The sequence below is a fragment of the Comamonas sp. 23 genome, assembly GCF_049601575.1.
Lineage (GTDB): Bacteria > Pseudomonadota > Gammaproteobacteria > Burkholderiales > Burkholderiaceae_C > Comamonas > Comamonas squillarum.
The window spans coordinates 2,772,973-2,786,223 of record NZ_CP187127.1; the positions used below are offsets into that span (position 1 = coordinate 2,772,973).

The 13,251-nt window shown below is 65.6% G+C and carries 10 protein-coding genes and 1 tRNA gene; 10 read left to right on the plus strand and 1 reads right to left on the minus strand.

Features of this window, described 5'->3' with window-relative positions; translation table 11 throughout:
- The 4 genes from ACPEE1_RS12445 to ACPEE1_RS12460 are packed head-to-tail and all read left to right on the plus strand — an operon-like array spanning position 1 to position 3,782.
- Positions 1-1,101: an ABC transporter substrate-binding protein gene (locus ACPEE1_RS12445; protein ID WP_423932924.1), complete on the plus strand. Its 1,101-nt coding sequence runs from the start codon at positions 1-3 to the stop codon at positions 1,099-1,101.
- A complete protein-coding gene (locus ACPEE1_RS12450) occupies positions 1,098-2,204 on the plus strand; it encodes a FecCD family ABC transporter permease (RefSeq protein ID WP_232539341.1) in 1,107 nt (368 codons plus the stop codon). The genes ACPEE1_RS12445 and ACPEE1_RS12450 overlap by 4 nt, the downstream gene beginning before the upstream one ends.
- Positions 2,201-2,992 (plus strand): ABC transporter ATP-binding protein, encoded by a 792-nt coding sequence (locus ACPEE1_RS12455; RefSeq protein ID WP_260719568.1) that lies wholly within the window; start codon positions 2,201-2,203, stop codon positions 2,990-2,992. The genes ACPEE1_RS12450 and ACPEE1_RS12455 overlap by 4 nt, the downstream gene beginning before the upstream one ends.
- The gene (locus ACPEE1_RS12460; RefSeq protein WP_260719567.1) at positions 2,985-3,782 is read left to right on the plus strand and encodes a (2Fe-2S) ferredoxin domain-containing protein; all 798 of its coding nucleotides are present in this window, start codon (positions 2,985-2,987) and stop codon (positions 3,780-3,782) included. The genes ACPEE1_RS12455 and ACPEE1_RS12460 overlap by 8 nt, the downstream gene beginning before the upstream one ends.
- Positions 3,783-3,792: 10 nt before the next feature.
- Here ACPEE1_RS12460 and ACPEE1_RS12465 read toward each other — a convergent pair whose 3' ends face one another.
- Positions 3,793-4,707 (minus strand): LysR family transcriptional regulator, encoded by a 915-nt coding sequence (locus ACPEE1_RS12465; RefSeq protein WP_260719566.1) that lies wholly within the window; start codon positions 4,705-4,707, stop codon positions 3,793-3,795.
- 184 nt (positions 4,708-4,891) lie between these two features.
- Here ACPEE1_RS12465 and ACPEE1_RS12470 point away from each other — a divergent pair, with 184 nt between their 5' ends.
- The 6 genes from ACPEE1_RS12470 (at position 4,892) to ACPEE1_RS12495 (ending at position 13,234) form a co-directional block, all read left to right on the plus strand.
- Positions 4,892-5,743, plus strand: coding sequence for an alpha/beta hydrolase (locus ACPEE1_RS12470; protein WP_021028037.1), 852 nt, complete (start codon positions 4,892-4,894; stop codon positions 5,741-5,743).
- 216 nt (positions 5,744-5,959) lie between these two features.
- Positions 5,960-7,210 carry an efflux RND transporter periplasmic adaptor subunit gene (locus ACPEE1_RS12475; RefSeq protein ID WP_116925668.1) on the plus strand — a complete coding sequence of 417 codons (1,251 nt, stop codon included), beginning with the start codon at positions 5,960-5,962 and terminating at the stop codon, positions 7,208-7,210.
- A 24-nt stretch (positions 7,211-7,234) separates the two neighbouring features.
- A complete protein-coding gene (locus tag ACPEE1_RS12480) occupies positions 7,235-10,480 on the plus strand; it encodes an efflux RND transporter permease subunit (protein ID WP_182341347.1) in 3,246 nt (1,081 codons plus the stop codon).
- 12 nt (positions 10,481-10,492) lie between these two features.
- Positions 10,493-12,022, plus strand: a complete 1,530-nt coding sequence (locus ACPEE1_RS12485; RefSeq protein WP_409935154.1) for an efflux transporter outer membrane subunit — start codon at positions 10,493-10,495, stop codon at positions 12,020-12,022.
- Positions 12,023-12,186: 164 nt separating this feature from the next.
- Positions 12,187-12,263: transfer RNA gene (locus tag ACPEE1_RS12490), tRNA-Pro, on the plus strand.
- A gap of 149 nt (positions 12,264-12,412) precedes the next feature.
- Entirely contained in the window at positions 12,413-13,234 is an 822-nt protein-coding gene (locus tag ACPEE1_RS12495; RefSeq protein ID WP_260719564.1) for a heparan-alpha-glucosaminide N-acetyltransferase, read from the plus strand.
- The last annotated feature ends 17 nt before the right edge of the window (positions 13,235-13,251 follow it).

Consider the following 13,251-nt stretch of genomic DNA (forward strand, 5'->3'; position numbering starts at 1 on the left):
ATGACCACAAGCGCTTCCCGGCAAACCCTGCGTGCCCTGGCGGCAGCTGCTGCCCTGGTGCTGACCGGCTGCGACCGGCCAGGGGGCCAGCAGCCGCCCAGCCGCCCCAGCCAGGCGGCGGCCATCCCCATGGCCGAAGCGGCAGCAGTGCCCGCAGGCCTGCGGGCTGCGCCGTTGGAGATCGATGTCTGCGGCCAGCCCCAGCGCTATGACCGGGTGCCGCAGCGTGCCATCACGCACGATGTGAACATCACCGAGATGTTCCTGTTTCTGGGCCTGGGGCCCAGGCTGGTCGGCTACTCGGGCATACCGTCGCGCAAGGAAATCAGCCCCGAGCTGATGACCCAGCTCGCCCAGGTGCCCAAGCTGTCATCGCAGGACATGAACCTGGAAAACATGCTCGAGGCCCGCGCCGACTTTGTGTTTGGCGGCTGGAGCTATGGCTTTCGCCCCGGCGGGGTGACGCCCGAGCTGCTGGCCCAGCATGGCGTGGCCAGCTATGTGCTGTCCGAGTCCTGCATCCATGTGCAAAAGCGCGAGCGTGTGGCGCTGGGCGACACCTTGGCAGACCTGCGCAATGTGGCGCGTATCTTTGCTATCGAAGCCCAAGCGCAAGGGCAGATTGACAAATTGCAGGCCTCGATCGACCAGCTGGCCGCGCAGATGCAGGGCAATACGCACAGGCCGCGCATCTTTGTGTTTGACAGCGGCGAGAAGATACCCACGACCGTGGGCGGTTTTGGCATGCCCCAGGCCATGCTCGATGCCGCAGGCGGCAGCAATATCTTTGCCGACATCGCCAGCAACTGGCCCAAGGGCAACTGGGAGGATGTGATCACCCGCGATCCGGAATGGATCATCATCATCGACTATGGCCGGCCCAGCGCCCAGGGCAAGATCGATTTTCTGCGCGCCAAGCCTGAGCTGGCTGGGGTGTCTGCGATCCGCGAGCAGCGCTTTTTTGTCATCAGCTATGCCGAAGCCACCCCAGGCCCGCGCAATGTGCATGTGGCCCAGCGCCTGGCTGCCGCCCTGCACCCGGATCGCCGTATCACCGTGGACTCCGTTCCCTGGCTGCCTGCAGCGGAGCCCAAGCCGTGAGCCATGCGCCGGGCTGCGACGGCCTGCATGAACGCCAGCGGCGCGCGCCCTGGTCCTTGGCGCTGTGCCTGCTGCTGCTCTTGGCCCTGCTGCTGGCCAGCGGCCTGGCCGCCATCACCTGGGGCTCGGCATCGCTGCACGCGTCAACGGTGTGGTCGGTCATCTGGCAGCAGCTGCTGGGCGGCGGGTGGCAGCCCGATGCTGGGCAGGGCGGCATCAGCCAGCAGCACTACCAGATTGTCTGGATGGTGCGCATGCCCCGGGTGCTGCTCGCGGCGCTCGTCGGCACCGGCCTGGCCGTCGTGGGCGTGGTGATGCAGGCGATGGTGCGCAACCCGCTGGCCGACCCCTACATGCTGGGCGTGTCCTCGGGGGCATCGGTGGGGGCAGTCTCGGTGCTGGCCTATGGCAGCCTGGCGGCGGCTGGCCTTTATGCGATCACCGCAGGCGCCTTTATCGGTGCACTGCTGGCTACCGCCCTGGTCTATGCGCTGGCCCAGCAGCAGGGGCGCCTGCACGCGACCCGGCTGATCCTGAGCGGCGTGGCCATCGGCTACATGCTGATGGGGGTCACGAGCCTCATCACGTTGACGGCCGGACAGCGCGAGCTGGCCAATGCCTTGCTGACCTGGACCTTGGGCAGCCTGGCCGCAACGCAGTGGAGCGCCCTGGGCCTGCCCGCAGCCGTGCTGGGCCTGGGCCTGCTGTGGCTGCTGCTCTGCGCCCGCCAGCTCAATGCCTTGCTGATCGGCGATGAGGGCGCGGCCACCTTGGGGCTGAACACTGCCAGCCTGCGCCTGCAATTGTTTGTGGTGGTGTCGCTGCTGACGGGCACCATGGTGGCGGTGAGTGGCGCCATCGGCTTTGTCGGTCTGGTCATCCCCCATATCACGCGCATGCTGGTGGGCAGCGACCACCGCCGCGTGCTACCGGTCAGCGCCTTGATGGGGGCGAGCTTTCTGGTGCTGGTCGATCTGGCCGCGCGCACCTGGTTTTCGCCCAGCGAGCTACCCGTGGGCGTCATCACCTCGCTCATTGGCGGGCCCTTCTTTATCTGGATGCTGTGGCGCCGCACCAGTGCGATGCCGGGAGACAGCGCATGATGCTGACGGCCAGCAACCTGTCCTGGACCGCCGGCCACGGCGCCCAGGCCACGCAAATCGTGCGCCAAGCCAGCCTGCAAGTGGCAAAGGGCGAATGTGTCGGTCTGGTCGGCCCCAATGGCTGCGGTAAATCGACGTTGATGCGCATGCTCTACCGCGTGCTGCAGCCCCAGGCCGGTGGCCGCATACAGCTGCAGGGCCGCGATATCTGGCAGATGAGCGCCCGCCAGTTTGCACAGCAGGCGGCCGTGCTGGGCCAGGAGTCTGGCCTGGGCTTTGACTGCACGGTGCAGGAGCTGGTGATGATGGGCCGCTACCCGCACCAGTCGCGCTGGGCGAGGGACAGTGCCCGGGACAAGGCCATCGTCAGCGACTGCCTGGCCCAGGTGCGGGCCAGCAATTTGGCAGGCCATCCGCTGTCCTCGCTCTCGGGCGGCGAGCGCCAACGTGTGCTGCTGGCCCGCGCACTGGCCCAGCAGCCCCAGCTTTTGTTTCTGGACGAGCCCACCAACCACCTGGATATCCAGTTCCAGCTGGAGCTGCTCAGCCTGGTGCGTGCCTCGGGCTGCACGGTGCTGATCGTGGTGCATGACCTGAACCTGGCCGCGCAGTTCTGCGACCGCCTCTATGTGATGCAGGACGGCGCGATCGAGGCCGAAGGCTGGCCAGAGCAGGTGCTGACGCCGCAGACCATTGCACGGGTGTTCCAGGTCGAGTCCCTGGTGGACCGCCATCCGCGCCTGGACAAGGCCCGTGTTAGCTACTGGATGGACAAACCCCATGGCTAAACCACCCGATGCCTTGTTGCTGCTGGGCCGGGGCGGCCTGGGGTCCGCCGCCAAGAACGAATTGCAGGCCTTGCTGCAGGCCTGCCAGCAGGGAGCTCCGGGCCTGCCTATGCAGCTGGCCTTTGTGGACCGCAACCAGCCGGCCTTGCCCGAGGCGCTGGACAGCCTTTGCGCTGCACTTGCGCCGGCCGATCTGGCGCGGCAGACCATCGTCATCCAGCCGGTCATGGTGCCCGATGAGCCCGCCCTGCGGCGCTGGCTGCAAAAGGTCGCCATGCGCTGGCTCGCCAGCCAGGCCAAAGATGCCCGGCCCCAGCTGGTATTTGCGCAGCCGCTGCTGCAGTCGGATGGCTTGGTGCCCGCCTTGCTGAACAACCTGGCGCTCGCAACATCCCAGCCCGATGTGGTGGCCGAGGAGGGCGACGAGGGCTGGCAAACCGACCCCGTGGCGTGGAGCACGGTGCCCGCGCACCAGCGCCATGTGCTGTGGTGCATGGGGCCGCGCTGCGTAGCCAAAGGGGCTGCAGCGTTATGGCCCCGGCTCAGCCAGGCGGTGCAGGCCAGTGCGCCCCTCAAGCAGCAGCTGCAGCTGCTGCAGACCAGTTGCCAGTACCCCTGCAACCAGGGGCCGCTGATGATCGTCTATCCCGATGGCGTCTGGTACGGCAACCTCGATGAAGACAGCCTGGTGCCGGTGCTCAAAAGCCACATCGAAGGCAGCGAGGCCTGTGCGGCGCACCGGGTGCATTCGCCCCGCGTGCCTCCGCCCTGCAGCGATCCAGATCCATGAGCGCAGTGCGCTATTTGCACTGCAGCAGCGGATCGGCCGCAAAAATCTCCACCACCCAGTCGACAAAGGCACGGACCTTGGCGCTCAGGTGCGAGTTGGGCGGGTAGACCACATAGACTGGCAGCAGAGGCTGGGTCCACTCCGGCAGGATCTGCACCAGCTGACCGCTTTTCAGGTATTCGCGCGCCTGGTAGCTGGTGATCTGTCCTACGCCCTGGCCGCTGAGCAGGCTGGTGGTATAGGCATTGGCTTCGTTCACGGCCAAGGTCGAGGGGTTGGTCATCTCGATGACCTCGCCGTTGTGCTGAAACTCCAGCGGATAGCGGCGCTGGGTCACTGGCGAGAAATAAATCACACTGTTGTGGCCGTTTTCCAGATCGCGCGGATGCTGGGGCGTACCGTGCTGCTGCAGATAGCCGGGCGAGGCCACCGTCGAAAACTCCACATTGCCCACGCGGCGCGCCACCAGCGACTGGTCACGCAACTCGCCGCCCCGGATCACGCAGTCCACATTGTCGGCAATCAGGTCCACCGTACGGTCCGTCACACCCAGGTCGATCTGGATATCGGGGTAGCGCGCCTGGAAGGATGCCAGCTGCGGAATGATCAAAAGCCGGGCGATCGAGGTGCCCACGTCCACACGCAGGCGCCCGCGCGGCGTGGCCCGCACCTGGCTCATGCTGGCTTCGAGCTCATCAAAATCGCTCAGCAGCCGCACGGCGCGGTCGTAGTAGGCAGCGCCGTCGGTGGTGACGGTCACGCGGCGCGTGGTGCGGTTGAGCAGTTTGACCCGCAGCCGGTCTTCCAGCGCCTGCACATGCTTGGTCACACTGGCCTTGGGCAGCTGCAGCGACGAGGCCGCAAGCGTGAAGGTGCCCGACTCCACGACCCGCGCGAACACCCGCATTGCCTGTATCTGATCCATCTGCCTCTCCTTGCACTGTGCTTGCACTGTCGCGCACGCGCGCGCCAAAGTAGGTGGATTCTCACACGCCAAAGATCATGCCATTGTTCCTGATTTGGAAATAGTGCGGCCATAATTTGCGGATTGATCGGTTGCAGCAACGCAACTACATTTACCCCATGCCTACTTTCCACCGGGCTAGCTTATGTCTGACACCACCGTAAAAACCCGTTCACCGGCTCCTGACTTCATCGACACCGTCGCTCCGACGGCGTCGGGCGAGTCGGTGGCCGTGCGCCTGTACGGTAGCAAAGGCAAGTCGGGCGAGCCTTCGCCCTTGGTGCTGCATTTTCATGGCGGCGCTTTTGTTGAAGGCGATCTCGACAGTGGCTGCACCGTAGCGGGTCTGCTGGCCTCAGCAGGTGCCCGTGTGGTGTCGGTGGCGTACCCGCTCTCGCCTGAGCATCCATTTCCGCGTCCATTGGAGATCGGATATGAAATGCTCCAGTGGAGCTACAAACATCGCACACGCCTTGCCGGCAAAGGTGCGCCGATGTATGTGGCTGGTGAGGAGGCGGGCGCCAACCTGGCGGCCGGCGTGTGCTTGATGGCGCGTGATCAACGCCATCCGCCGCTGGCAGGGCAGATCCTGCTCTCACCCATGCTCAATCCCTGCGCCGGCACGGCATCGCTTCGCGCTGCCAATGGCGATGCGACGGAATGCAAATGGGCCGAGGGCTGGAGCAAGTTCCTGGGCTGCACCTATGACGGTATCCATCCCTACGCCGTGCCCGCGATGGCACAGCGCCTGGCTGGGCTGCCGGCAACGCTCATCATGGTGGGCGATGAAGACCCGATGCACGACGAGGCACTGGCCTATGCCAGCCGCCTGCAGGCAGCCGGTCATCTGGTGCAGCAGCATGTGTTCAAGGTCGCGCAACAGTGGCCCGATGCATTGCTCGAGCCCCGAGCTCCCGAGCCCTGTCCCTGTGCCGGGGCGGTGCTGGAACAACTGGCACTTTTCTTCGAGACATCCCGATGTCGGGCGCAAGCCTGATCCCCTGAACGAAGCGCAAGGCATGAGCGGCGCCTCTTCCCGGTAAAGCCCTGGGAGCGGCGGCGGGCGGCTGCGCCTTCACCACCCTTAAAAACGCTTTCTCGCAACGCATTGCCGGATGGGCAAGGATTTTCTGTCGGCTCTTGTTAGCCGCAGGGGCATGCCGTTGCCGCAGGAAACCTCAAAAACGATTCACGCACACATCAGGACTTGGCCATGAGCAACAACAAAACTTCTTCTTCCCCTCAACGCCGCTGGTGGACGGCCATCGGACTGGCAGCCGCCGTGGTAGCTGCCGGCGGCACGGCATTGGGCCTGCAAAGCTCGCACGCGAGTGCCCCGGCCGAGGCCGCAGCGCCGCCCGCGATGCCGGTCTCCGTCGCCCAGGTGCTGCAGCAGGACGTGCAGCTCTGGGACGAATTCTCCGGCCGGCTCGAAGCCGTGCAGCGCGTCGATGTGCGCCCCCGTGTGGCCGGCGCGCTGCAGGCGGTGCACTTCAAGGAAGGCGCCCTGGTCAAGGCCGGTGACCTGCTCTTCACGGTGGACCCTGCGCCATATGCCGCCGAAGTAGACCGTGCCGAAGCCCAGGTAGTGGCCGCGAAGGCGCGCATGGGCTATTCGCAAAGCGAAGCCGAGCGTGCTGCACGCCTGTGGGAAGAGCGCGCGATTGCGCAAAAGGAGCTGGACGAGCGCAGCAACGCCCGCCGCGAAGCAGACGCCAACCTGCGCGCCGCCCAGGCCGCGCTGCAGACGGCCAAGTTGAACCTGGGCTACACCCAGGTGCGCGCGCCGGTGGCCGGCCGCATGGGCCGCATCGATGTGACCGTGGGCAACCTGGTCAGCGCCGGTGCCGGCGCGCCAGTGCTGACGACCCTGGTGTCCGTCAACCCCATGTACGCCAGCTTTGATGCCGACGAGCAAATCGTGACCAACGCGCTGCAAGGCCTGCGCCAGGGCAAGAGCGCGCGGGCGCTGATCGAGAGCATTCCCGTGCAGATGGGGGTGGGCACGAGCGGCGCCACCCCTTACAACGGCCACCTGCAGCTGATTGACAACCAGGTCGATGCGCGCAGCGGCACGGTGCGGGTGCGTGCGGTGTTTGACAACGCCGATGGCGCGCTGATGGCCGGCCAGTTTGCCCGCGTGCGCATGGGCCAGCCCCACAGCCAGCAAGCGCTGCTGATCAATGAGCGTGCGGTGGGCACGGACCAGAGCAAGAAGTTTGTACTGGTGGTGGGCGAGGGCAACAAGGCCGAATACCGCGAAGTGCAGCTGGGCGCGCCGTTTGAAGGCCTGCGCCTGGTGACCTCGGGCCTCAAAGCCGGCGAGCGCATTGTGGTCAACGGCCTGCAGCGCGTGCGGCCCGGCGCCGTGGTGGCGCCGCAGGATGTGCCCATGTCCAGCAAGTCCGAGCTCAAGAACGATGCGCAGCAGGCAGCCAACGATGGCTCCAAGCCAGCCGCCTAAACCGATAACAAAAAAGCCAAGCGTATGAATTTATCCCGATTTTTCATCGACCGCCCGATCTTTGCGGGCGTGCTGTCGCTGCTGATCTTTCTGGCAGGGCTGATCGCCATGCGGGCCTTGCCCATCTCGGAGTACCCCGAGGTGGTACCACCCTCGGTGGTGGTGCGCGCCCAGTACCCCGGCGCCAACCCCAAGGTGATCGCCGAAACCGTGGCCACGCCGCTCGAAGAATCCATCAACGGTGTCGAAGGCATGCTCTACATGGGCAGCCAGGCCACCACCGATGGCGTGATGACCCTGACCGTGACCTTCAAGCTGGGCACCGACCCGGACAAGGCCCAGCAGCTGGTGCAAAACCGCGTCTCGCAAGCCGAGCCGCGCCTGCCCGAAGAAGTGCGCCGCCTGGGCGTGACGACAGTCAAGAGTTCGCCCGACATCACCATGGTTGTCCATATGGTCTCGCCCAATGGCCGCTATGACATCGATTACCTGCGCAACTACGCCGTGCTCAATGTCAAGGACCGCCTCGCGCGTATCCAGGGCGTCGGCCAGGTGCAGATCTTTGGCGGTGGCGATTACTCGATGCGTGCCTGGCTCGACCCGCAAAAGGTGGCGCAACGCGGCCTGTCGGCCAGCGATGTGGTCGCTGCCATCCGCGGCCAGAATGTGCAAGCCGCTGCCGGCGTCGTCGGTGCATCGCCCGGTCTGCCCGGCGTGGACACCCAGCTGTCGATCAATGCCCAGGGGCGCCTGTCCAGCACTGAAGAGTTTGGCGACATCATCGTCAAGACCGGCTCGGACGGTGCGGTGACGCGCCTGCGCGACATTGCCCGCCTGGAGTTGGGCGCGGCAGATTACTCGCTGCGTTCGCTGCTGAACAACGAACCGGCCGTGGGTATGGGCGTGTTCCAGGCCCCGGGCTCCAATGCCCTCGAGATCTCGGAAAACGTGCGCAACACCATGGCCGAGCTGCAAAAGAACATGCCCGAAGGCGTGGAGTTCCGCATCGCCTATGACCCGACCCAGTTTGTGCGCGCCTCCATCGACTCGGTGATCCACACCTTGCTCGAAGCCATCGCGCTGGTCGTGGTCGTCGTGATTGTGTTCCTGCAGACCTGGCGCGCCTCCATCATTCCGCTGCTGGCCGTACCGGTGTCGGTCGTGGGAACGTTCGCCGTTTTGCACCTGCTGGGCTTCTCGATCAATGCGCTCAGCCTGTTTGGCTTGGTGCTGGCCATCGGTATCGTGGTCGATGATGCCATCGTCGTGGTCGAGAACGTCGAGCGCAACATTGAAGCGGGGCTGAGCCCGCGTGAAGCCACCTACCAGGCGATGCGCGAAGTCTCGGGCCCGATCATTGCGATTGCGCTGGTGCTGGTCGCGGTGTTTGTGCCGCTGGCTTTTATCAGCGGTCTGACCGGCCAGTTCTACAAGCAGTTTGCGGTGACGATCGCCATCTCCACAGTGATCTCGGCCATCAACTCGCTGACCCTGTCGCCGGCGCTGGCAGCGCTGCTGCTCAAGGGCCATGACGAGCCCAAGGATGCGCTCACCCGTGGCATGGACCGTGTGCTGGGTGGCTTCTTCCGCCGCTTCAATGCCGTCTTCCACCGTGGCTCGGAAGCCTACAGTGGCGGCGTGCGCCGCGTGATTGGCCACAAGGCCGGCATGTTTGTGGTCTACCTGGCGCTTGTCGGTGCCACCTGGGGCCTGTTCCATATGGTGCCCGGCGGCTTTGTGCCGGCGCAGGACAAGCAGTACCTGGTCGGTTTTGCCCAGCTGCCCGATGGCGCAACCCTGGACCGCACCGAAGACGTGATCAAGCGCATGGGCGATATCGTCAAAGACAACCCCAATGTGCAGGACGCCATCGCCTTCCCCGGTCTGTCGATCAATGGTTTCACCAACAGCTCGAACTCCGGCATCGTGTTTGTCTCGCTCAAGCCCTTTGCCGAGCGCACCCGCGCCGACCAAAGCGGTGGCGCCGTGGCCGGCCAGCTGAACCAGGCCTTTGGCCAGATCCAGGACGCCTTTATCGCCATGTTCCCGCCGCCCCCCGTGTCGGGCCTGGGCACCACGGGCGGCTTCAAGCTGCAGATCGAGGACCGGGCGTCGCTCGGCTACGAAGCGATGGACGGCGCGGTCAAGGCCTTCATGGCCAAGGCCTACCAGACGCCTGAGCTGACCGGCATCTTCTCGAGCTGGCAGGTCAATGTGCCCCAGCTCTTTGCCGATATCGACCGCACCAAGGCGCGCCAGCTCGGTGTGCCGGTGACCGACATCTTCGAGACCCTGCAGATCTACCTGGGCAGCCTGTATGCCAATGACTTCAACCAGTTTGGCCGCACCTACAGCGTGCGGGTTCAGGCGGATGCGGGATTCCGCGCCCGTGCCGAAGATGTGGGCGCGTTGAAGGTGCGCTCGACCACCGGCGAGATGGTGCCGCTGTCGGCGCTGATGAAGCTCGAGCCCAGCTTTGGCCCTGAGCGTGCGATGCGCTACAACGGCTTCCTGTCTGCCGACGTCAATGGCGGCCCCGCCCCCGGTTTCTCGTCGGGCCAAGCGCGCGAAGCGGTCGAGCGCATTGCCGCCGAGACCTTGCCGCAGGGCATCAGCTTTGAATGGACGGAGCTGACCTACCAGGAAATCCTGGCGGGCAATTCGGCAGCGCTCGTCTTTCCGCTGGCTATCTTGCTGGTGTTCCTGGTGCTCGCTGCGCAGTATGAAAGCCTGACCTTGCCGCTGGCGATTGTGCTGATCGTGCCGATGGGGCTGCTCGCCGCCATGACCGGTGTCTGGCTCTCGCATGGCGACAACAATGTGTTCACCCAGATCGGCCTGGTGGTGCTGGTGGGGCTGTCAGCCAAGAACGCCATCTTGATTGTGGAGTTTGCCCGTGAGCTGGAGTTTGCCGGACGCACCCCCGTGCAAGCCGCGATTGAGGCGAGCCGCCTGCGTCTGCGCCCCATCCTGATGACCTCGATGGCCTTCATCATGGGCGTGCTGCCGCTGGTGCTGTCCAAGGGCGCCGGTGCCGAGATGCGCAGCGCCATGGGTGTGGCGGTGTTTGCCGGGATGATTGGTGTGACCGCGTTTGGTCTTTTCCTGACCCCCGTGTTCTATGTACTGCTGCGCAAGCTCGCAGGCAACCGCCCGCTCAAGCAGCATGGCGCCCATGTGGCTCCGATCACGACGCCGGTGCCAGCCCCCGTGCATGGCGCAGGCTCGGGCCAACCCATCTTGGCCGCGGCGCGCGGACATGACGAATAAGAGAAGAACAACATGCAAAAAATGACCCTATTTACCCATGCCAACGCCGGGCGGGGCCCGGTGGGCCAAAGCCTGCGCCGCGCACTGGCCCCCCTGCGCTTGAAACTGCTCACGCCGCTGGCAGCGGCCCTGCTGCTGGCCGGTTGCGCAACCGCGCTGCCGCCTGCTGTACAAAACGCTGGCGTGCCGGTGCCCGCCGCTTTCAGCACAGCGCAGGACCAGGCCTCCTGGACCACGGCGGCCCCGGCCGAAGCCCAGCCCCGGGGCGCCTGGTGGCTGGCCTTTGGCGATGCCGAACTTACCCAGCTGGTCGAGCGCGCAGCGGACGCCAACACCGATGTGCAAACGGCCGCAGCGCGCCTGGCAGAGGCCCGGGCGCTGCTGCGCTCGGCCGATGCCCAGCGCCTGCCGCAAGTGGGCGTCTCCGGCGGCGCGGCGCGCCAGGCCGGTGCCAACACCAGCAATGGTTTGCAGCCGGCCACCTTGGTAACGGCCGGGCTCAACCTGTCCTACGAGGTCGACCTGTTTGGCCGTCTCTCGCAAGCCAGCCAAGCTGCCCAGCTTGACGCCGATGCCCGTGCCGCCTTGCTGCAAAGCACGCGGCTGATGGTGCAGTCCGATGTGGCGCAGACCTATCTGCAGCTGCGCGCGCTGCAAACCGAGCAGCAGCTGGTGCAGCAAAGCCTGTCCGCCTACCGCGACACCTTGCGCTTGATCCAGCGCCGCTTTGACGCGGGCGATGCCGCCGAGCTGGACGTGGTGCGCATGCAAAGCGAGGTGTCGGCGACCGAGTCCGAGGCCTTGGCCTTGGAACGCCAGCAGGCAACACTCAGCAATGCGCTGGCAGTGCTGGTGGGCGAGGTGGCGACCGGCTTTGTGCTGCCCGCAGCCCAGGGCGAGGTGCGCTTGCCGGTGATCCCGGCGGGCGTGCCCGGCACCGTGCTGGCCCGCCGGCCCGATGTATCGGCCGCGCAAGCCAGTGTGCTGGCCGCACAGGCCCGCGTGGGCGTGGCGCAAGCGGCCTGGTTTCCGGCGATCACCTTGACGGGCAATGGCGGCTTTGCCTCGCCCGACCTGGGCGACCTGTTCAAATGGTCGGCCCGCTCCTGGGGCCTGGGCGCGCTGCTGTCGCTGCCGCTGTTTGACGGCGGCCAGCGCGAAGCGCAGGAAGAGGGCGCCAAGGCCAGACTGGAAGCGGCAGTGGCGGCCCAGCGCGGCCAGGTGCTGGGGGCCTTTCGCGAGGTGGAAGACCAGCTGAGCAGCCTGCGCCTGCTGCAAGGCCAGGCCAGCGTGCTGGGCCAGGCCGTGCAGTCGGCCGAGCGCGCCACGCACCTCTCCGATGTGCGCTACCGCAACGGCCTGGTCAGCCAGCTCGAACTGCTCGACGCCCGCCGCAACGAGCTGCGCAACCGCCGCCAGGCGCTGCAGGTGCGCACCGCACAGTACACGGCCACCATTGCGCTCATTCGCGCGCTGGGCGGCAGCTGGGACAGCGCGCCGCTGGCAGAGAACGGCGCGGCCAGCGCCAAAGCAGCAGGTTAAGTGGCGGTCGCCACAGGCTACCATCCGGGCTGCGTGGCCGCAGCAAGGCGGGGGCCTGTGGCGCAAATCGCACGGCCTGACATCCGGCTCGTGCAGCGCAACGAGAAGATCAGTTCTGATTTCTCCAAACACGCTCCAAAATCGGGTTACAATAGATGCTTAGTCGGAGCGTAGCGCAGCCTGGTAGCGCATCTGCTTTGGGAGCAGAGGGTCGTGAGTTCGAATCCCACCGCTCCGACCATTATTTAAAAGCCTGTTGCATGCAAATGCGACAGGCTTTTTCATATTGGAATCTTTGAAAACGGTGGCTGGGTTTGCTGCTTGCCAGCAACGCCAGGCAGCAGCTGCGGTGCAGATGTGGCACGATAGCGCAGCCTCCGTCATTGACCTATGCCCACCCAGTTCCATCCTGTCACCTACGCCGATTCAAAGCCCCGCGCGCCGCGCGATCGCTGGGACCACCTGGATGTGCTGCGAGGCCTGGCGATGGTCTGGATGACGGTCTTCCACCTCTGCTTTGATCTGAGCCATCTGCAGCTGTGGCGCCAGGATTTCTACCACAACCCCGTCTGGACCTGGCAGCGCAGCGCCATCGTCAGCCTGTTCCTGCTGTGCGCAGGCCTGGCCCAAGCCGCAGCCCAGAGCAAGCAGACCAGCGCCACCCGGTTTTACCAGCGCTGGGCGCAGGTAGCGGGCTGCGCGCTGCTGGTCAGCGTCGGCTCCTACCTGGTGTTTCCCAACAGCTTTATCTACTTTGGCGTGCTCCATGGCATGGCCGTGATGCTGCTGCTACTGCGCCTGCTGCAAGGCTGCAGTGACCGTATGCTGTTGTGCCTGGCGATGCTTTGCATGCTCGCGCCAGGCCTCTACCACTATGCCGCCAGCAGCTTGCCTGCCGCGCTTGTCGAGTGGCTCAACACTAAGCCGCTCAGCCCCTTGGGTTTGGTGACGCGCAAGCCCGCGACCGAGGATTTTGTTCCGATCCTGCCTTGGTTGGGCGTGATGCTGCTGGGCTTGAGCGTTGGCCGCCAACAGATGGCCAAGCCCGGTGCCTGGCTGCAGGCCTACCTGGCGCGGCCTGCGCAAAGCTGGGCCAGCCGCAGCCTCGCCTGGCTGGGGCGCCACAGCCTGCCTTACTACATGCTGCACCAGCTGGTGCTGCTGGGTGGTTTGATGCTGCTGGTGCTGCTGCTGCCTACCGCACTGGATTGACCCAAGGCACTGCGCTG

Coding starts and splice junctions, on each gene's coding strand:
- ACPEE1_RS12455 (WP_260719568.1), top strand. CDS start 2,201: ATGATGCTGACGGCCAGCAACCTGTCCTGGACCGCCGGCCACGGCGCC.
- ACPEE1_RS12465 (WP_260719566.1), bottom strand. CDS start 4,707: ATGGATCAGATACAGGCAATGCGGGTGTTCGCGCGGGTCGTGGAGTCG.
- ACPEE1_RS12470 (WP_021028037.1), top strand. CDS start 4,892: ATGTCTGACACCACCGTAAAAACCCGTTCACCGGCTCCTGACTTCATC.
- ACPEE1_RS12460 (WP_260719567.1), top strand. CDS start 2,985: ATGGCTAAACCACCCGATGCCTTGTTGCTGCTGGGCCGGGGCGGCCTG.
- ACPEE1_RS12495 (WP_260719564.1), top strand. CDS start 12,413: ATGCCCACCCAGTTCCATCCTGTCACCTACGCCGATTCAAAGCCCCGC.
- ACPEE1_RS12445 (WP_423932924.1), top strand. CDS start 1: ATGACCACAAGCGCTTCCCGGCAAACCCTGCGTGCCCTGGCGGCAGCT.
- ACPEE1_RS12475 (WP_116925668.1), top strand. CDS start 5,960: ATGAGCAACAACAAAACTTCTTCTTCCCCTCAACGCCGCTGGTGGACG.
- ACPEE1_RS12480 (WP_182341347.1), top strand. CDS start 7,235: ATGAATTTATCCCGATTTTTCATCGACCGCCCGATCTTTGCGGGCGTG.
- ACPEE1_RS12485 (WP_409935154.1), top strand. CDS start 10,493: ATGCAAAAAATGACCCTATTTACCCATGCCAACGCCGGGCGGGGCCCG.